This is a genomic window from Paenibacillus terreus (assembly GCF_042138595.1).
Taxonomy (GTDB): Bacteria; Bacillota; Bacilli; order Paenibacillales; family Paenibacillaceae; genus Paenibacillus; species Paenibacillus terreus.
The window spans coordinates 150,935-170,662 of the sequence record NZ_JBHIRX010000001.1 but is presented as its reverse complement, the minus strand read 5'-3'; the positions used below and the strand labels follow the sequence as shown (position 1 = coordinate 170,662).

The 19,728-nt window shown below is 49.4% G+C and carries 20 protein-coding genes; 3 read left to right on the top strand and 17 right to left on the bottom strand.

What is annotated here, in order from left to right; all coding sequences use genetic code 11:
- Position 1 precedes the first annotated feature (1 nt).
- From ACE5KN_RS00810 to ACE5KN_RS00800, 3 genes are all read left to right on the top strand, one after another.
- Positions 2 to 331, top strand: coding sequence for an ArsR/SmtB family transcription factor (locus tag ACE5KN_RS00810; RefSeq protein ID WP_375525053.1), 330 nt, complete (start codon positions 2 to 4; stop codon positions 329 to 331).
- A 65-nt stretch (positions 332 to 396) separates the two neighbouring features.
- Entirely contained in the window at positions 397 to 642 is a 246-nt protein-coding gene (locus tag ACE5KN_RS00805; protein WP_375525052.1) for a (4Fe-4S)-binding protein, read from the top strand.
- Positions 643 to 644: 2 nt separating this feature from the next.
- A complete protein-coding gene (locus ACE5KN_RS00800) occupies positions 645 to 926 on the top strand; it encodes a GNAT family N-acetyltransferase (RefSeq protein ID WP_375525051.1) in 282 nt (93 codons plus the stop codon).
- A gap of 99 nt (positions 927 to 1,025) precedes the next feature.
- Here ACE5KN_RS00800 and ACE5KN_RS00795 read toward each other — a convergent pair whose 3' ends face one another.
- The 17 genes from ACE5KN_RS00795 to ACE5KN_RS00715 all read right to left on the bottom strand — a co-directional run bounded on the left by ACE5KN_RS00795 (position 1,026) and on the right by ACE5KN_RS00715 (position 19,657).
- Entirely contained in the window at positions 1,026 to 3,176 is a 2,151-nt protein-coding gene (locus tag ACE5KN_RS00795) for a 3-keto-alpha-glucoside-1,2-lyase-like domain-containing protein (protein WP_375525050.1), read from the bottom strand.
- Positions 3,177 to 3,369: 193 nt separating this feature from the next.
- Positions 3,370 to 4,332, bottom strand: coding sequence for an ArsR/SmtB family transcription factor (locus ACE5KN_RS00790; RefSeq protein WP_375525049.1), 963 nt, complete (start codon positions 4,330 to 4,332; stop codon positions 3,370 to 3,372).
- Between the two features lie 208 nt (positions 4,333 to 4,540).
- A complete protein-coding gene (locus tag ACE5KN_RS00785; protein ID WP_375525048.1) occupies positions 4,541 to 5,047 on the bottom strand; it encodes a DUF4358 domain-containing protein in 507 nt (168 codons plus the stop codon).
- A 5-nt stretch (positions 5,048 to 5,052) separates the two neighbouring features.
- Positions 5,053 to 6,192 (bottom strand): DHHW family protein, encoded by a 1,140-nt coding sequence (locus ACE5KN_RS00780; protein ID WP_375525047.1) that lies wholly within the window; start codon positions 6,190 to 6,192, stop codon positions 5,053 to 5,055.
- Positions 6,193 to 6,203: 11 nt separating this feature from the next.
- On the bottom strand, positions 6,204 to 7,610 hold the full coding sequence (locus ACE5KN_RS00775) for an MBOAT family O-acyltransferase (protein WP_375525046.1): 1,407 nt from the start codon (positions 7,608 to 7,610) through the stop codon (positions 6,204 to 6,206).
- A gap of 32 nt (positions 7,611 to 7,642) precedes the next feature.
- Positions 7,643 to 8,323 (bottom strand): GDSL-type esterase/lipase family protein, encoded by a 681-nt coding sequence (locus ACE5KN_RS00770; RefSeq protein ID WP_375525045.1) that lies wholly within the window; start codon positions 8,321 to 8,323, stop codon positions 7,643 to 7,645.
- Between the two features lie 170 nt (positions 8,324 to 8,493).
- The gene (locus tag ACE5KN_RS00765) at positions 8,494 to 10,317 is read right to left on the bottom strand and encodes a sensor histidine kinase (RefSeq protein WP_375525044.1); all 1,824 of its coding nucleotides are present in this window, start codon (positions 10,315 to 10,317) and stop codon (positions 8,494 to 8,496) included.
- Complete coding sequence (locus tag ACE5KN_RS00760) at positions 10,314 to 10,991, bottom strand: response regulator transcription factor (protein ID WP_375525043.1); 678 nt, start codon at positions 10,989 to 10,991, stop codon at positions 10,314 to 10,316. The genes ACE5KN_RS00765 and ACE5KN_RS00760 overlap by 4 nt, the downstream gene beginning before the upstream one ends.
- A gap of 206 nt (positions 10,992 to 11,197) precedes the next feature.
- Positions 11,198 to 11,323, bottom strand: coding sequence for a hypothetical protein (locus ACE5KN_RS00755; RefSeq protein ID WP_375525042.1), 126 nt, complete (start codon positions 11,321 to 11,323; stop codon positions 11,198 to 11,200).
- 9 nt (positions 11,324 to 11,332) lie between these two features.
- Positions 11,333 to 11,824, bottom strand: coding sequence for a MarR family transcriptional regulator (locus ACE5KN_RS00750; protein WP_375525041.1), 492 nt, complete (start codon positions 11,822 to 11,824; stop codon positions 11,333 to 11,335).
- An 81-nt stretch (positions 11,825 to 11,905) separates the two neighbouring features.
- Positions 11,906 to 12,655, bottom strand: coding sequence for a 2,3-diphosphoglycerate-dependent phosphoglycerate mutase (gene gpmA, locus ACE5KN_RS00745; RefSeq protein WP_375525040.1), 750 nt, complete (start codon positions 12,653 to 12,655; stop codon positions 11,906 to 11,908).
- Between the two features lie 162 nt (positions 12,656 to 12,817).
- Positions 12,818 to 14,215 carry a Fe-S cluster assembly protein SufB gene (gene sufB / locus ACE5KN_RS00740; RefSeq protein ID WP_375525039.1) on the bottom strand — a complete coding sequence of 466 codons (1,398 nt, stop codon included), beginning with the start codon at positions 14,213 to 14,215 and terminating at the stop codon, positions 12,818 to 12,820.
- Between the two features lie 38 nt (positions 14,216 to 14,253).
- A complete protein-coding gene (sufD, locus tag ACE5KN_RS00735) occupies positions 14,254 to 15,546 on the bottom strand; it encodes a Fe-S cluster assembly protein SufD (protein ID WP_375525038.1) in 1,293 nt (430 codons plus the stop codon).
- 17 nt (positions 15,547 to 15,563) lie between these two features.
- Positions 15,564 to 16,391, bottom strand: coding sequence for a Fe-S cluster assembly ATPase SufC (gene sufC / locus ACE5KN_RS00730; protein WP_375525037.1), 828 nt, complete (start codon positions 16,389 to 16,391; stop codon positions 15,564 to 15,566).
- Between the two features lie 254 nt (positions 16,392 to 16,645).
- On the bottom strand, positions 16,646 to 17,653 hold the full coding sequence (locus tag ACE5KN_RS00725) for a FecCD family ABC transporter permease (RefSeq protein ID WP_375525036.1): 1,008 nt from the start codon (positions 17,651 to 17,653) through the stop codon (positions 16,646 to 16,648).
- Complete coding sequence (locus ACE5KN_RS00720) at positions 17,650 to 18,666, bottom strand: FecCD family ABC transporter permease (protein ID WP_375525035.1); 1,017 nt, start codon at positions 18,664 to 18,666, stop codon at positions 17,650 to 17,652. Before ACE5KN_RS00720 ends, ACE5KN_RS00725 begins: the two co-directional genes overlap by 4 nt.
- A gap of 13 nt (positions 18,667 to 18,679) precedes the next feature.
- Entirely contained in the window at positions 18,680 to 19,657 is a 978-nt protein-coding gene (locus ACE5KN_RS00715) for an iron-hydroxamate ABC transporter substrate-binding protein (RefSeq protein ID WP_375525034.1), read from the bottom strand.
- Positions 19,658 to 19,728: the final 71 nt, after the last annotated feature.

Sequence of the window (19,728 nt, the reverse complement as noted above, 5' to 3'; positions counted from 1 at the left end):
ATTGGGCGAACCCGCATTAAAGCATGATGTGTTTCAGGCCATTGCCGACCCCACCCGCCGCAAAGTGTTAAAGCTGCTTGCAGATCAGGATATGCCCATTGTAGCGATATCGAGATGCTTTCCCCTGTCGCGGACGGCGATTAACAAGCATTTGCACATTTTATCCGATGCAGGCCTTGTCAGCCGTGAGAAAATTGGCAGAGAGACACGATATAAGCTTCAGCCTGAACCTCTTGCCGAAGTCAGTAAATGGCTCTCTTTCTTTGAAGCCTATTGGGATGAGAAGCTGGATCTGCTCAAAAGCTATGTCGAGAGTGATATGGATTCGTAGTGATTCAATAGGAGTTATGGTATAGTCATTACATGACCGAATACCAATCTGAAGGGTGTGAGCGTATGCAGAACGCAAAGAAGCTGTATTACGGAGAAAAAATAACGGTGACGTTTCAGCCAGAGAAATGCATACATTCCGGTGTTTGCGTTAAAGGCTTCCCCTCGGTTTTCAATCTAAGTAAGCGCCCTTGGGTAGACCCTGATGCTGCCACGGCGGAGGCTATAGCCCGGCATATTGATAAATGTCCGAGCGGGGCCCTGGAATACGAGCATGTTGACGGAAAATCGGACAAAAAAGAGGGCGCATAACCATGCATAATGCTGTTCATGATACAGCCAACAAACGGTTTCAAATCTCGGACCATGACTCTATGATCGCTGAAATGACATATGTGGTCTCAAGCCCAAGCCTGTATATTATCGATCATACCTTCGTAGATCCTGCTTACCGTGGACATGGACTTGGAGATCTCCTACTCGAAGCAATGGTGAAATATGCAAGAGAAAACGAAATTAAGATTTTGCCCTTATGCCCTTTTGCTAAAGGCAGGTTCCAGGAGCGTGCTGAACTGGGAGATGTTCTCCATCATTAGATCAGCGAAAAAAACAATCGGACCGGACAAGGATATCCCCTTGCCGGTCCATTTCTCATCTTTGAACCCGCAAAAAAGCCCGCTTTCGTAAAATAGACTTTAATACATTTTAATATTATCGAAGCTCACATTGTTATTATATCCCGCCCGTACACCTAAAGAGCCGTTCGTGTAAGTGTTATCGGTTTTGTTGATCAACAGAGAATTGTTCACATATACCTGCATACGGGGACCCGTTACAACGACCTTCAATTTATACCATGTTCCCGGATTCACCGTAAAAGCAGCACTGCCAAGGCTTGTGAAATTGTTGTTGAATTTCCCGAGCCACACAGATCCGTCCGCTTTGATTCCGGCGCCATATCCTTTAAAGCTATCCGTTCCGACAGCCGTATTCGTAGTATTCCATATCAGACTTCCTTCCCCGCTATCATTGATGCGGATGTCACCTTCGATCGTATAATTTATACCTGTTGTGCGTTGATTGAGCACGGATTTGGCAAATGCGGCCGGAGAAGCAACCGTATACACCCCGTCCTTAAAGGACCACGTACCTCCATAACGGGTCCATCCGTTATCCGAATTGCTGTCAAAGCTATTCCAGTACGTATGTGGAGTTACCTTTACGTTATCGAACTTCACGGTATTTCCGAAGCCCCCGCGCAAACCTACCGTACCTCTGTTATACATCGTATCTGTATAATCCAGCTTCAGCGCATTGTCAAGAAACACTTGAATTCTGCCGAAATTTTTGACGACCTTCAATTTATAAGCAACGCCGGTGGATATGGTAACAGGAGCACTCGCCAGTTCCGTGTAATTGTTGTTGAATTTTCCAAGCCACAATGTTCCATTCGTATCAATCCCTGCACCGTATCCCTTGAAGCTATCCACACCGTTGGCGGGTCCCGTTACATCAAAGATCAAGCTGCCCTGACCGGCGTTGTTCAGTGTAATTTCCGTCTCGGCCGCGTAATTGACCAAAGAAATATAAGGATTTACGATTGCTTTCGCTGCATTGGTGGAGCTTACATTGTATCCTCCGCCCGAGACGTTCCAGGTGCCATCGTACTTTATCCAGCCCGTATCGTTCCCGTCGGAATAATCATCCGAAAAGCTGGTTGGTAGCGTAAGAAACTTTATTTTGACATTATGCCCTCCCTCGGAACGAACTGCGGATGTCATGGCCGCAATTTCATTCGTTCCCGTTTGGTACAAGCTTGCCCAGTAATAATCCGGGAAGCCGCCCGGCCATAACGCCTGATCATTGGTATACCAGGTTGCACCGTAATCGTTGCTGAACGACAGCTTGCTGTTGTTGCTTGTTAAAGCCAATCGTCCGTCGCTCAGTGAAAGTACATAAGGAGCACCGCTCTGATCCGGAATGGGATTTCCGATTCCGCTGGACCAGGTTACACCATCATCCGATATTTTATAATAAATATCGCAGTTCTGCGGACCGCAAACCTCGTAGGTCAAAATATACTTTCCGTTATTCATTTTCGTCCAGACCGGCATCCCCGGTCTTGATGCGGAATTCCCCGGATTCCAGGCGGCGAATATTTCATTGCCCCAGGTAGTGCCGCTGTCTGTCGATACCTTCAACGAAATGATTTGGCTGTATGCGGGTGAACTGTCCGCATGTTTCTCGCTGGCATAGAAGACCGCCAATCGCCCATCGGCCAAAAATCCCAAATGAGGCTCATAGACTCCCCTCGCCCCAAGCGTTCCGGGCGCTCCGGCATTGCTGTCGATATTGCTTAGATAAGTCCACGTTGCACCGCCATTCGTACTTTTGTAAACGGGAAGATAAAAGGACTCTGCCCAGCGCACTGAGCGGGCCGCCAGAAGAATATCCCCATTGGGCAATTGCAGCATTTGACCGTTATCGAGGTCGCTGCCCGGGTCGCTGATCGTGCTAAGAACGGTCCACGTGCGGGCATTATCCGTGCTTCTCGCCACTTGAAGCTTCGTGCCGCCGTTCGGATCGCGAGTGTATCCGTTATTGTCATAAATCGTATATACGGCAAGCCATTGGCCATTGGCAAGTTGAAGCATGCGCCCGTATTCCGAACCAAATGTGCCGGGACGAATCCCCCTTGCATCTGTCCCTGCATCCGTGAAGGTGGGAAAGTTATTTACCGTAACCTCACTCTGAACGGTGGCGGGTCCGCCTTCGGCAAAAATCTGCGGTGCAAGCAAAAGCATCACCAGCAATGCCAAACCTGTACTCGTCAATCTTCTCATCATTCTACCTTCCATCTCCTCTCACCCGTCTGAAGTGGACGCAAAATCAATGAACATGAATCCCGGCACGATTTGGTACAAATTTCATGTAGTTTTGAGCTCATAATATTCGTGAATCACGGTTTTGTCAACGTATTCATTTTATAATTTTGTAATTAATGCCTATAAAAAACTCTTGATTACAAAAATTATGTAATCAAGAGCCTGCTGCTTCGTTTTCTGATTCTTGTTGATCCGCCGCATAATAAACTTTCAGGACAATATCCTGCTCATAATCGCCGAACTGTCTGCCAAACAGGTTCATGCCCCCCTGGTGAACCGCGTCCGGTTTTACGCCGACCCGGAGTCTGATGTTGGGACGCTGCAAAAGCTTCAAGTCGCCTATGGTAACATCTGAAATCTTCTCCATGTCGAGCGTGGTCCATTTCCTGTCGATACGCCATGTCTTCAGCAGCCCGTATTGGGTTGACCAATCCGCCCACCAGGATGGATTCAGCCTGCCGCGCCGGTCGCCAAAATCTCCCGGACTTGTCCATGTGCCAATCTCAACACCATTCATCCAAACTGTAATATCCGATGGCCAGTTATTGTCATAGTTCGGCGCTTCGGAGCACATTTCCATGGACAGTTCCAAAGCATCAATTCGGGCCTTCGGTGGTACCTCAAGCGGCAGCAAATATTCCAAATACCCTTTCCGCAGCCAAATCAGCTGTGCTCCAACATGCTTCGGATGATAAAAGCTTGCCGGCTCGTCCTCGCGAACGAGCATGCCGTCGGTGTTTGCCATCCCGCAGGTGGGATGAACCTCACAATCACTGTAGTGGCCGATGGGCATCTCCATTTCGTAGGTGTTCAGGACCGGTCTTGGAACCGTCTTCTCCACATTGAACGCTATGCGAATGTCATCATAATTGCGGCTGCATACCTTCATTGCCCCCCGTGTAGCCGGAAGCAGCTCGGTATTAATCAGCTTGGCCGCCTCCAGTATTTTCACATTGTTGGCAACCGTCGATACCGGCAGCTTCAGCGTGTCCGCAATCTCCATAATATTCATATTCCTCGTACTCAGCAGCTGCAGCATATCGACACGGGCACGGGTTGACAAAGCATGAGCAACGGCTACAAGTTTATCCGGATCATCAAAGCTTAATTCCAGCATGTGGGTGTCTCCTCTAGTATATTAATTACAACAATATTACATGAAAGCGTATTTGTTATCAATATTTTGTAATTAAGAACAGCTCTACGCTGCTTGCCCCTCAACACGGCCATGTCGGTTGCTGTCATATTCAATAAAAAAGCCCGCAAATCGCCATATAAGCAAATTTACGAGCCGTTGTGCCTTGTTTGAGCTATTTACACAAAATCTATTGGAACTGCTTAATTGCATTGTCAAATGCTTGCTCCATTTGGTTTGCCTCATCGGAAACCGCGAAGAAAACAAATCGCCCCTCCGTTTTTAACACATGATTTTCGACCAAAAAATATTCATCGGGACGATAATCTGCAAATTTTATTTTTTGCGCGGCTATTCTCTCTTCAACCTTCTCTTTGACGATTTCCGCCTGAGTCTGTTTCTTTACTTTGATCACGGCCAATTCGTCCGCTTTCACATTCGATACGGAGGTATAAAGAATAAAGTCTTCCACAATATCTGCATCAAGCCTATATAATTTTTGCAGCTTTTGACTGTCCCCCTGTTTCATCTCTTTCAGATCAACAGTCTGTTCGATTTTCTTGCCCACTTCACTGGCCGAAATTTTTTCCGCAACCATGCCGCCCCTGCCGGAGCATCCGGACAGAAGCCAGACAGCAACAGCCATTGCGAGAATAACAGCAAAGATATTTATTTTTCTTGTCCAATGTTTTTCCATTGAAATCACTCCGATAAATATTGAATGGATGGATCTTCAGAAAACGTGCTTGCATTGTAGAGCAGCAGCATCTCCCGGATGCCATGCTCATTTACAAACGCCGTCAGATCCCCCTCGTAATAACGAAGATCCACCACGTCGATTTCGCTGAAATGCTTCAGCAGAAAGGGAATGAAGCTGTTCGCGTACGAATCTTTGACGACCAGCAGCTTTTTTCCGTTCGTTTGGGCCGTTTCGATGCGGATCAGTCCATGGTTGCCGTTAAGAAATACCGCGTATTTATCCTTCTTCTCCAGCTGCTCCGGCGCATATAGCGAATGCGAGGTCTTGCCTTCGTCGACATACATTACGGTATATTTCTCTTGATCCTTTGGCCGATACAGCTCGATGCTGTCGGGCTGCACATGCCTGAAACCGCTCTTCGAATAAAGCGATCCGTAAAATTCATTAGTCGCCTGCCGAACAATAAAGTCCTCGTCCTTTTGCGGGTTCAGTCCCATCTGCTTGCACAGCTCAAGGTAAGCCGTATAAGCGCCTTGGGTTGTCCAATGGTGATCGGTTTTATAAAAAATAGGCTGCTCCCTCTTCGCATACAACGCGGGAAATACATCGACAAAATGAATACCGGGAGACAGCGATCGCCGGATTCTGTCCAGATACGCTTCTTCAACGCCGGTGTCGGCGTATTTCGGAAGCTTGGCCTGAAGCACAGCCGCTGCCGTGGGCACGATCATCACATATTTGCGCAGGCCGGGCGTGGCAGCGTCAAACGCATGGATGGCGTCCATCTTCGCCTCCACATCCCCTTCCGACGGAGGGACAAACTTTTGAATGAGGTACCCGTCTTTTCCGAGGTAAACCCCATTGCTCTCCTTTTTCCCCAGCATACGGTCCATATCCGTTTTCGCCCCGATCCACAGGTCGCGAAACACAAACTGATCGGACAGGTAGGCCTCGAAATCGGAAGTAAAGTCACCCGACAGCAATGTATGCCGTGAAAAATGGGGCAGCTGCTTCAGCATCCGGTTCTCCGCTTCCGAAAAGGCGCGATCCGGAGCAGCCCAATTGAGTACAGCGATCATACCTGTGAACAAGAGCAGCAGTACGGCCAGACATTTTCCGTTGATTTTGTCATTTCCGTTCATAGCCGCCCTCCTTAGAAGCGAAAGTATAAAAACGGATTGTAGGTTTCATCCACCAGGTATGCCGTCGACAGCACCATGAAGAGAAGGTAAATGAGCGGTGTGGCCAATGCACCGGCAATTCTCCATCTTGTCTTCATGTACGTTAAGGCCTTCCCGGGGAGCGGAGTAACGCAAAAGGCCAATACGATCAGCAATACGGCATTCACGGACAGATCGTAGAGCGCCTGCCGATCCGCAAATCCGTGTCCGCCAAAACCAAACATCACGCCGATGAAACGCCAGGCGGAAGCCAACTGCTCCATCTCAAACAGCACCCAGCCGACAATTACGATCAGCAGTGTGTAAATATGGCCGGCAAGAACGGGCAAACGCCCAAGCCACCGCAGCAGAAACAGCTTTTCGATCATGACGAAAAAGCCGAAATACAATCCCCATACGATAAAATTCCAGCTGGCGCCATGCCACAGGCCGGTTAAAAACCACACGACAAGCACATTCCGAAGCTGCTTTGCCATTCCCTGCCGGCTGCCGCCAAGCGGGATATAAACATACTCCCGGAACCAGGTGCCGAGCGATATATGCCATCTGCGCCAAAACTCCGTCACGGTTCTGGATATATACGGGTAACGGAAGTTTTCCATGAAATCGAACCCGAACATTTTGCCGAGACCACGGGCCATATCGGAATAGCCGCTGAAATCGAAATAGATTTGCAGGGTGAACGCGATAATGCCAAGCCAGGCGGACAGGACGGACAGCTCAGCGACTGGCTCCGCTTTGACGCTTGTCCACAGCAATCCGATATTGTTGGCAAGCAGCACCTTTTTCGCCAGACCTCTGATGAACAGCTCCGCCCCTTCGCCAAAACGATCCATCGTTACGTTACGTGAAGCAAGCTGTCCCGCGATATCGCCGTATTTCACGATCGGACCCGCGACAAGCTGGGGAAACATGGCCACATACGTACCGAACGCAATGATATTCCTCTGTGCCGGCACCTTGCCCAGATATACGTCCACGACATAAGACATCGTTTGGAACGTATAAAAGGAAATGCCGACGGGCAATGGCAGATCCGCCATTTGGATATGCAAATGAAACAGCTGATTGATATTATCAACGACAAACCCGCCGTATTTAAAAAAGCCGAGAATCCCCAGGCTGCCTGCCATCGAACCGAAAAAAAACAGCCTGGCAATCGCCTTCCGATGCCTGCACTTATCGATCATAATCCCATTAAAGTAGTCAAACACCGTCGAGAATACCATAATCACAATATATACCGGCTCGCCCCATGCGTAAAAAATCAAGCTTGCAACGAGCAAAATGGCATTTCGCAGCTTCCTTGGCGATGCATAATACACCAGAACGGTGACAGGAAGGAAAATGTACAAAAAGATAAGACTGCTAAAGACCAACCCTTGTCACCTCCAAAGAACCCGCTCGCATGTTATTTCACTTGCTCCTTCAGCAGCTCCAGCATCTGCACATAAAATTCAGGCTTAAAATGAATGCCGTCCGAATCGTACAAGTCAGCGCCGCTGGCAAAAATCGGGGATAAGTCGGTAAACTCAACCTGCTCCTTGTCCGCCAGTTCTTCTACAGCCTTATTGTAATCAGCGATATTCTCGTAACGCGGCTCCTTCTTCAGCGCTTCTTCGCTTACCGGGGTTACCGTCAGCAGTGTGATCCGGGCTTGCGGCAGCTTTTCCTTGATCAAGCCGATCAGCTTGGCGTAGTTGTTCATGGAGTAAGTCGTTGGATCATCTGTTGGCCATAAAATATCGTCCGAGCCCAGTTGGATAAAGACCTGCTTCGAATTTCGCCTCGCAAGCTCGTCGATATCATCAAGCGCAAATTGCGCCGTTTTTCCCGCCCCGGCGAGCACATTTTTCTCGTCCAGCACATCATGAAAGGACAGCCCCTCCGTAATGGAGTCCCCCAGAAATACACTGTCCTGAAAAATCTGTTGATACGTATTGGCGGCCGGCTCCGGTGCAGCGGCTCCTCCCTGTTCCTGCGCTTGGGATGCCGCCTGTTGAGATGTCCCGTCAGGCGTATTGCTTCCACACGCTGCCAGTGCCAGCGCAATGCTTCCCGTCAGTAATGTCATCACGATTTTTTTGTTCATGTGATCTACCTTCCTTTCGAAAAAAAGTTTAACTGCACGAGATCAAGATAAAGTGCAGATTCAATCAAAATGATTTATAGATTGCAAGGGTCGTCACAGAAACAAAAAAGGAGCTGGTCATCCAAGAACCGAATGGTCCTCAGAGACAGCTCCATCTTCCAAAAAACTCGTCATCCTACGCTTTTATGCAAATAAAAATAAAACAGGACTCCGTCCCGGGTGTTCATCACGCCATAAGGAACGCCGTGCAGCTCCAATATTTTTTTGGAAATGGCAAGGCCGAGTCCCGTCCCACCGGTCGACCGCTGTCGGGAAGGCTCTCCGCGATAAAACCGGTCCCAAATTTTCTCCAGCTGCTCGTCCGGAATGCGGGCTCCTTTATTTTCAACACCTATTTTCACCCGATCCTGTTCTTGCACGGTAGTTATGAAAATAGACTCTTGCTCCGGCGTATAACGAATCGCGTTGGTGAGAAAATTGACAATGACCTGCTCAATCCGGAGCTCATTGCCGATCACTTCCACAGGCTGAAGCAAAGAGTGCAGACGGAGCTGTTTTTTCTCCATGTCCACAGCCAACTTTGCACAAATGCGCTCGATGAGCGTATCGATATAAAATGCATCCATCTCCATGTTGTACGTTCCCGATTCATACTTCGCCAGCTCCAGCATATCCCCGATGAGCAGACTCATACGGTTCACTTCATCCTCCATCGCCGCAAAATAGTGCTCCCGCTTATGGCTTGCAACCCCATCCTTCAGTACGGAAAGACAGCTTTGAATGACACTTAACGGGGTCTTGAGTTCATGAGATGCAGTGGAAATAAACTCCTTTCTTGTATGCTCAAGCTGCTTTTCCTTCTCAATGTCCTGCTCCAGCCTCACGATATGGGTATGCAGCCGTTCTGAAAGCTCATTAATGCTCCGTGATAAATCGCCGATCTCATCGTTTGTCCTGACCGGGATTTTTTCGGAAAAGTCGAGCGAAGCCATTTGCTGTGCCGTTCGATTGATACGCAGCAGCGGTCTGGTGATTTGACGGGAATAATAAAACGAGACGAGCACGACGAGCAGCACCGCGGCTGCCATAATATAGCCATAATAATTCTTGATCATGCCAGCTGCTTCATTCACCGGCTGCAGCGACGTAACCGCAAGCAGATAACCGGAATCCCCGCCTGCATTCTGAACCGGATCGATAAATATTTTGTAATTCACATGATTTTCCTCATAATCAACGACCCGGCCCGCGTCCGCCTGCTGATTATCTCCATACAACAGATTCGCTTGGAAAGCCTGAATTCGATCCAGAAGCAGCCGGTTCGTATAACGCGAAACCGCCGTCCCTTCCGGTATACGCAGCTTCGTAATCGTTCCTTTTACCAGAATGCTGGGATACTTTTCGTGATACTGCGTTGGATTAGCATATCTGGTGACGACTTCGTATTCTTTGTTCACCATCTGCTGATTTTCGAGTTGGTTTTCCTCATGCAGATTAGACGTACTTCTCCCCATCCGCTGAATAACCAGCTCATTATTCATGAGCAGACCTTCAATAGCGATGCCCTGCCCTTCCTTGATCCATGGTTCCTTAAACGGATTGGGGTTATAAAAATCCTCCACGTTTATGAAGCCGTACAACGGGACCTTGATTGTGCGACCGGAAAGGGCGGAATCACCGTCAACCTGGTCCAGCTTAATTTCCATGAAAAAATCATCGGTGTATTTCAAATAACCCTTTTCATCAAGGGGAGCGATCCAAGTGTTATAACGTTCATAAAACTCCTGTTCCTGTTTGGCCGCCTGCTCTCCGTCAATCGCCTGTTGCAGTGGGCCTTGCTCGTAAGCAACGAGTGCCGCCTCTACATCCTTCACTTTCTGATGAACGTAAAACCGCTCAAAAAACACGGTTTGCCCGACAAAAATAGCTGCGATCAGGAAAAGGCATAACCCGGCCGTCATCAGAAACAGCTTGAGTACGATACCCTTTTTCATGGCTGCTCCTCAAATTTATACCCTGAGCGCACAACCGTGACGATATGCCTGGCATGCTCCCCCAGCTTGGAACGCAGGTTACGGATATGACTGTTGACCGTGCGGTCATCACCGGCGAAATCATAACCCCAAATTTTTGTGATCAGCTGTTCCCTGTTAATAATGATGCCTTTGTTTTTCATCAAATAGGCCAATATTTCGAATTCGGTATGCGTTAAGCTGCAGTTTTTCCCGTCAGCCGATACAGTACGGGACGGAAAATGTATTGTAATGCCGCTGCTGCTCAGCATGCCGTTTTCTTCTTCGCGAACATATCTGCGCTCCAGCAGCCGCTTCGCCCGAGCGAGCAGGATGGGCGGACTGTACGGTTTGACGACATAGTCGTCAGCCCCGAGCTCGAAGCCAAGAAGCGTGTCGTCTTCGTCCGAACGGGCGGTCAGCATGATGATCGGGACATTCGACGTTTTGCGAATACGCCTGCATACAGACCAGCCGTCCAGTTCAGGCAGCATGATGTCCAATATGATCAAGTCCACCTCATGCTCTTGAAATAACGAGAGTGCTTCTTTCCCATCGGCAGCTTCAAGCACACTATAACCTTCTTCGAGCAGATAATCCTTCATAACTTCCCGTAAAATAGGCTCATCTTCCACAATCAATATCGTTCTTGGCATATGACAACCTCACAACCTTTTTCTAGAAACCCATCTCTTTACTATTTTTTCGACGACTATTTTCTGCACTATGTGTCATAGTTTAAATCGGGTCGAATTCATATATCAAGTCAGACCATCTTGACTACAACTAAAAAAACTCCTGAATTGCCGCAAGGACAAATTCAGGAGCCCGCTCATTGTTAAATTCATGCGATGCCGTAGCATCAGAGTGCTATCTTCTCACGAAGCAACCCGCTGAACGGGTCTGTGATTGTATGCAGAAGACGTCCCAGTCCCAGGCGTCTCGTCCGTCCGAAGCCTTCGCCGCGATTAGCGCCTGTCAGCGCCAAACCTCCTGTTTACTCCTGCTCTTTCTCAGCCCAATGCGCGGATACGTTCTGCAGAAATCGCAGAATAACGTGTAACTCCGCTTCCGTAAACGGCTCGAGCAACTGCATAAACCGTTTTTCCTCCAGTTTGTGAAGCTGCTGATGCAGCTCAAAGACCTGTCTGCCCTTTGCCGTCAGACTGAAGTAGACTTCCTTCTTATTGTCATTCAGCTGCCTGCGCTTTATATATCCTTCCTCCAACAGCTTCGCGCTGATTTTCGTAATACCGGCTTTGGACAAATCCATCTTCTCTGCAAGCGCCGTATTGTTAATTGGCTCGTTGTTGCCGATGCAGTCGATCACGTGCACACTGGTCAAATGACGCGGGATCGCTTCCAATTGCTGCTCTTGTGCATAACGAAACATCTTGTCCTGCTCCGTTTCGATGATTTGTTCGCTCAGATGCATAAAATGAACAGCCTGATCATGGACCAGCCATTTGAGCGTTTCCAATGTATTCATCATCTCGGACCTCCGTAATACAATTATAGTTAACTGATAAACAATCGTATCACGTTCCGGTGCAGGGAGCAACGTGCGCACTTATTCCATAATCTTGTCCGGCTCGGCAACCTCCTGAATCTTGCTCTCTATATGCTGCTCGCTTCCAAGATAATATTTCCCTACGGGATGTAATTGATCATCTAACGTATATACTAGCGGAGTACCAGTTGGCACATTCACATCAATAATTTCATCCGAACTGAGATTGTCCAGAAACTTGATTAATGCCCGCAAGCTATTGCCATGTGCGGCGATAATTACATTTTTACCCGCTTTGATCTGTGGCGCAATTTCCTTATCCCAATAATCTTTAACCCGAACAACCGTTTCTTTGAGGCTTTCCGTTAACGGGATAAACTCGTCATCAATACCGCGATATTTAACATCGTTTTTTGGATAACGGTTATCGTCCTTTGTCAAAGCAGGAGGCAGCACATCATAGCTTCTGCGCCATAATCTCACCTGCTCTTCCCCATATTTCTCAGCGGTGGCTGTTTTGCTTAAACCTTGAAGCGCTCCATAATGACGCTCATTAAGCTGCCAGGTCTTGTATACGGGGATCCACAGCAAATCCATTTCTTCAAGCACATAATCCAGTGTTTTAATCGCCCGCTTCAAATATGAGGTGTAGGCGACATCGAATACGAACTGTTCTTCCTTGAGCAGTCTGCCGGCGTGCAAAGCCTCTTGAATGCCTTTATCCGACAAGTCTACATCCATCCAGCCTGTAAATAAATTGGCTTTGTTCCACTGGCTTTCTCCATGTCTAATCAAAACCAACTTATACATCTCTCTACCGTCCCTTGCTGCAGAATTTTTTCCATTTAAAATATCAAAAAAACTCACCATCTGCTTTTGGATCGAAACACCGATCGGATTCCGGACAATAACAAATTGTCAGTTGCCGTAATATCTAATCTACCCGCTGCGCCTTTCTGCTAAACCCTGAAACTATCCTATGCTGCCCTCCATCTCCAGCTTGATGAGTCTGTTCATCTCAACCGCATATTCCATGGGCAATTCTTTCGTGAACGGCTCGATGAAGCCCATCACGATCATCTGGGTTGCTTCGTCTTCGGACAGGCCGCGGCTCATCAAGTAGAAGAGCTGTTCCTCAGATACCTTGGATACGGTCGCTTCGTGCTCGAGCGTGACATTGTCGTTCATGATCTCGTTATAGGGGATCGTATCAGATGTGGACTCATTATCGAGAATGAGCGTGTCGCATTTGACGTTCGACTTGGCGCCAAAAGCTTTGCGTCCGAAGGAAGCCAGACCGCGGTATGTGACTTTCCCCCCGTGCTTGCTGATCGATTTCGATATGATCGTCGAAGTCGTATCCGGAGCCAGGTGAATCATTTTAGCCCCGGCATCCTGATGCTGCCCTTTGCCGGCAACCGCAATCGAGAGCACCGAACCCTTGGCTCCACGGCCTTTTAACACTACGGAAGGGTATTTCATCGTCAGTTTGGAGCCGATATTGCCGTCCACCCATTCCATCGTTGCATTTTCTTCCGCTACCGCACGTTTTGTCACCATGTTGTAAATGTTGGGTGCCCAGTTTTGAATGGTGGTATATCGCGCACGGGAATTTTTCTTGCAGATGATTTCCACAACAGCGCTATGAAGCGAGTTCGTGCTGTAGATCGGTGCCGTGCAGCCTTCTACATAATGCACAAAGCTGTCTTCTTCCGTAATTATGAGCGTCCTTTCGAATTGCCCCATGTTCTCGGAATTGATGCGGAAGTAAGCCTGCAAAGGCACTTCACATTTTATCCCCCTAGGAACATAGACAAAGCTTCCTCCTGACCATACCGCGCTGTTCAGTGCGGCAAATTTGTTGTCGCTTGGCGGAATAATGGTGCCAAAATATTTGCGCAGCAGCTCCGGATGCTCTCGCAGCGCCGTATCCGTGTCTGTGAAGATGACCCCTTGTTCCTCCAGCTCTTTCTGGATGCTGTGATAGACAACTTCGGACTCATACTGGGCCGACACACCGGCAAGAAACTTCTGTTCCGCTTCCGGTATGCCAAGCTTGTCAAAGGTTTGCTTAATCTCAATCGGCACTTCCTCCCAGGTTTTCCCCTGCTTCTCGGAAGGCTTGACATAATATTGGATATCATTGAAATCCAGTGCTCCCAGATCGCCTCCCCATGCGGGCATCGGCATACTTTGGAACAGTTCCAGCGACTTCAGACGAAAATCGAGCATCCAGCCGGGTTCACCCTTCATCTCCGATATGGTGGCAACAATCTCACGAGTCAGCCCCTTGCCGGACTGAAACACCGCTTGATGCGCATCCCTAAAGCCATACTGATACTCTCCCAGCTCTACCAATTCCTTAGCCATATGTTGTCAGCCTCCTTATTCAGATATGCTTGCTTGATCTATTCCTTGACTTGCCCCAGCTTTTGTTCCACGAGCGTTTGCATCTGCACGGCTGCTCCTTCCAGCGGCACCTCGGCTATGACGGGAGCGAGGAAACCATACACGATCAACCGCTCGGCCTCTGTGCGGCTAATTCCCCTGGACATCATGTAGTACAGCTGTTCCGGATTGACTTGTCCGACGCTGGCGGCGTGTCCGGCTTTCACATCGTCTTCATCGATCAACAGGATCGGATTCGCATCACCGCGCGCTTTGGGATGCAGCATCAATATTTTCTCCGTCTGCTGTCCGTTCGTCCCGCTTGCTCCCTTCTCGATTTTGGTGATTCCATTTAATATTGCGGTTGACTGCTCTCTCATCACCGCTCTCATCACCATATCGCTTGACGAATTCTTACCAAAATGCACTGTCCGGGCTGTGATGTTCATCCTCTGACTGCCGGATCCCACCAGGATTGTCTTCATATCCGAACCGGCCCCTTCCCCCTTGAGAATGGATGCCGTATCGCTCATCGTCTCACCCTGATTCATTTCGCCAATCAACCAGTTCACCGTTCCGTCGTGTTTAACAATTGCGCGCCGATAAGTCAGGTCGATCAAGTCTCTTTCCAGTTGGTGCAATGACACGACGTTGACTTTTGCGCCTTTGCCCACGAATACTTCCATGATCGCTTGATTCATCCCCGCACTCTTTTGCAATGAGGACATTGTATTCTCCACCAGTGTTACGGAACTGCGCTCCTCGGCTACCACTAAAACATGCGGCATAAAGAGCGTATCGGGTTCGTCTACAAAGAATAGCGTCTGCAGCGGAGTCTCCACATGAACCCCCTCAGGAATGTAAATAAAGGCTCCACCGCTCCAGTGTGCGGCATGCTGTGCGGTCAGCAGATTCTCTTCTGTCTGCACAGCTTGCATGAAATAAGGCTTTACAAGTTCCGGGTACAACCGTGCTGCTGCTTCCAGATCGGTCAGAATAACCCCATGCTGCTGCAGCGCTTCTGTCAGATGGCTGATTAATGGACCCGAATTCCGCTGTACCAGCACATTGTCAGCGTGCACCCATCCCCTGATCGAATCCGGCAGTTCATCGAGAGAAGACACCAGTTCAGGCTTACGGTGAACACCTTGCTGCTGTAAAGGCCAGCGCTGCAGATTCGTCTTTTCCAGCTTGGGCAGCTGCAGGGTGTCGGCGGCATCCAAACCTCTCTTCCTCAATACGGTCAGCCAAGCCGGTTCCGCTTCATATTGAAGCTGCCCTAATCCCCGGTTCTCTGCACTGTTCATTGTCATGTTACGGTTCCCTCCCCTCAGATACGCGGTGCCTTGGTTTGCATCGGAATTTGATACGATTCTTCTTCCTCCGGCGTCACAGCTTCCTCTGTAATACCCAGTTCCTCTTTGATCCACTCATATCCGTCTGCTTCCAACCGCTCTGCCAATTCCGGCCCCCCAGACTTTACGATTGTGCCTTGCATCATCACATGTACGAAGTCCGGCTTGATATAATTAAGCAGTCTCTGATAGTGCGTAATAATTAAAAATCCACGGTCTGCACTGCGCAAAGCATTGACCCCTTCAGCAACAATGCGCAGCGCATCAATATCCAGACCGGAGTCGATTTCATCCAGAATGACCATCGAAGGCTGGAGCATCATCATTTGCAAAATTTCATTCCGTTTTTTCTCCCCTCCGGAAAAGCCCTCATTCAAGTAACGATGCATAAACTCCGGGTTCATCTCCAGCGTCTGCATGCTTGCTTCCATCATCCGCACAAACTTCATCAACGAGATTTCCTGGCCTTCTTCACGTCTGGCATTGATCGCACTTCGCATAAAATCGGCATTCGTAACTCCAGCGATCTCACTCGGATATTGCATGGCGAGAAACAAGCCCGCCCGTGCCCGTTCATCCACATCCATTTCCAGCAGATCTTCTCCGTTCAGCGTTACTGCCCCATCCGTCACTTCATACTTCGGATGCCCCATTAGAGCTGAGGCTAACGTACTCTTCCCTGTTCCGTTCGGCCCCATGACCACATGAATTTCTCCGCCATTTACCGCAAGGCTCAGACCTTTCAAGATTTCTTTCCCTTCTACGGCTGCCTTTAATTGGTGAATACGCAGGCTCACTGTCATCTCATCGCCACTCCTTTTCATATGTGCTGTTCTAATTTCTTTTTGTTAACTAGTAAACATTTTATTTGATAATGATTATCATTGTCAATACCCTTGGAGAAAATGCCGTATATACTCCGGTAATAGAAAGCAAATGTCCGAAAAAATCGCTTGCTTATCTTGACCTACAGCTAAAAAAGCTCCTGCATTGCCGCAAGGACAAAATCAGGAGCTTGCTCATGGTTAAGTTGATGCGATACCGCAGCATCAGAACGTTATTTTTTCAACAGCAAATAAATATAATAAGGCACTCCGATCAGTGACACCATAATTCCCGCAGGAATTCCGTCCGGGTCCGCCAGATTGCGCCCCAGCGTATCAGCGGCTAACAGCAGCCAGCCCCCGATCAGTACGGCAAGCGGGATGAACAGCTGATTGCGCGGTCCAACCAGCGCCTTCGCGATATGCGGGGCCATTAGTCCGATAAAGGCAATGCCGCCTGTCACGGATACAGCCGAAGCGGCGGCGGCCACTGCAATCAAGATCAATACCAGCCGTTCCCGCTCAATCCTCAGCCCTACACCTGTTGCAGTCTCTTCGTTGAGCCCCAGCAGATTCAGGGAACCTGCCTTCATGAAGGTCAGCGGTGCCAAGACAAGCAGCCAGGGAAGCAATGCCCAAATAAACGGCCAATCAGCCCCCCATATGTTCCCGGCAAGCCATTTAGCGATAAAATCCACCTTGGACCGCTCCGCCGAAGAAATAATCACCATCATCATTCCCGACAGCGCCAATGAAAAGCCTACCCCGACCAGTACCATGCGGATCGGATTCAGCCCCCGTCTCCGGTTGAAGGCAAAACCGTAAATAAAAGCTGCCGTTACCAAAGCCCCGAGAAACGCCGCCACAGGCAACATGTAGACAAACGAACCTACGTCAATGGGAAAATACAGAAAATACACGGCAACCGCAACCCCGGCTCCCGAATTGATGCCGATGATGCCCGGATCAGCCAAATCATTGCGGGTTATGCTCTGCAAAATAGAGCCGGACAAGGCCAGACACATACCGGACAAGATCGTAATGACAACTCTCGGCAGTCTCACGGAGAACAGAACAAACTCCTCCTTGAAGCTGCCATCCCCCAGCAATACCGGAATCAGCCTGTCCAGCGACAGGGAGGAATAACCCCAGCTCATGCCGGCAACCGCCGTAACCACCATAAGAATCAGACAACCAAGCAATAACAGCCGCTGTTTGCGGACAAGGGCGGAACCAATCATGAGAAGCTTCGACCTCCCTTATGCACAACGAACAGAAAGAAAGGCAGGCCCAGCATGGCCGTAATCGCTACAACCGGTGTCTCGTAAGGCGCGTTGATGGTTCGTCCCAAGGTCTCGGCAAGCAGCATAAAGGACGCGCCAAGAACAATGGACATCGGAATAATATGCCGGTAGTCCGTTCCGACAAATGTCCGCACCATATGCGGTACCATTAATCCGACAAAAGCCAGATTACCCACAAGCGCTACGGATGCGCCGGTCAGCATAATGACCAGAACATACAGAATTGCTTTCATCCATACAAGTCTCTGTCCTAGCCCGGCCGCCACTTCCTCGCCAAGACCCAGGATGTTCAAATGGCTCGACAGCAGGGGAACGGCGACAAGGCCGACCGCGATGAACGGAGCGATCGTCTGGAGCTGCACCCAGTTCGTTCCGATGAATCCGCCCGCTGTCCACATGGACACATCCTTGGATATTTTGAACATGATGCTGATCCCTTCCGAGATGGCGTACATAAATGCCGAAGCGGCCGCACCGGCCAGCACAATGCGAAGAGGCGACAGTCTGCCTCCGCGTACGGACCCAAGCCCAATGACAAGAGCCGCCCCCAGCGCAGCGCCCACAAAGCAGGCGGTCATAATGCCAAGCACGCTCAAAGAAGGTATGAACACAAAGGCCAGCGCAAGCATCATATTGGCTCCCGAAGTCAGTCCAAGCAGCCCCGGATCGGCCAGCGGATTGCGTGTAATCCCCTGCATAACCGCTCCGGATACGGACAGGGCTGCACCGATCAGCATCGCAGCCAGCTCCCGGGGAAGCCGAAGCTCCCGCAAAATCAGGGTTTGGTCATTCTGTGCGCCCCCCGTCAGCGCAAGCCACACATTGCGGAATGACGTCGCCTCCGCCCCCAGCTTCATTGAAGCGATAAAGCATAGTATGAGCAGCAGCATGCCGCCAACGAGCTTCCAGACAAACGGAAGCCTGCGGTGTCCACTTTGATTATTATTCATCAGGCATCAACCCTTACTTGCCAAGAAAACTGTCGATGAAAAATTGGAGCTGGTATTCCATGCTGAGCGGATCATTAAAATAAAAGGCTTTGGCATTGGCTTCATACACATGTTGATTCTTGACAGCAGGCAAATTTTTGTACGTTTCGGTATCCTGGAACGAATTGTCCTCGTCCGCATTTTTGCTGAAAATGACATAGTCTCCGGCATAGTCCTTCAGCACCTCTGTTGACAAGGCAAGATAACCGTCCTTCTGCGTTGCTTCCTTGACTTTCTCCGGCATCTTGAGGCCGAATTGCTGATAGAGGATTTCGGTCCCGCGGCCAAAATTGTCTCCATAAACATACAGCTGTTTATTAAAAGTTTCGATCACCGATACCGTTGCGTCCGTACCGATCTTGTCCTTGATCTCTTCCCCGGCTTTCTTGCTTCTTGCATTGAAATCATCAATCCAGGCCTGCGCTTCCTCCTCTTTGTTCAGCAGCTTGCCGATCTCCAATTGCTGCTCAAAGAAACCAACCTTGCCGTAGGTATATATAACTGTCGGCGCGATTTGCTTCAGCTTGTCGATATTTTTAACGCCATCCGTCCCAATGATCAGGTCCGGATTCAGCTCGATGATCTTTTCGAGGCTTTCGTCCGTCACCGCCTCTGCCCCGGCCAGCTTGTCCGCAAAATTCGGATTCTCCTTGGACATCTCATCCACGCCAACCAGCGGTACGCCCAGCGCCATCACATTGCCCGTCAGAAAACGGGTGAGCACCACGACACGCTGCGGGTGGCTGGGAACCTCCACAGGGCCGTTCTCGGATTGATATATGAAGGTGCCTGAACCGGAGTCCGCAGAGGACGCGCCTTTATCCTGCGCGGCGGAAGCAGATTCGGCAGAGGACCCGCCCGTTGTGCCGGCCGTGTCCGTACCCCCTCCTGCTCCACAGGCGCTTAATATTAAAATGGCAATACATATCACGGGCAAAAACAGTTTTCTCATCTGGTGACTCTCCCCTTTTGGCTATGTTTCAACTGTACGGAAATAAGAATAATCATTAATCCTGAATTGAA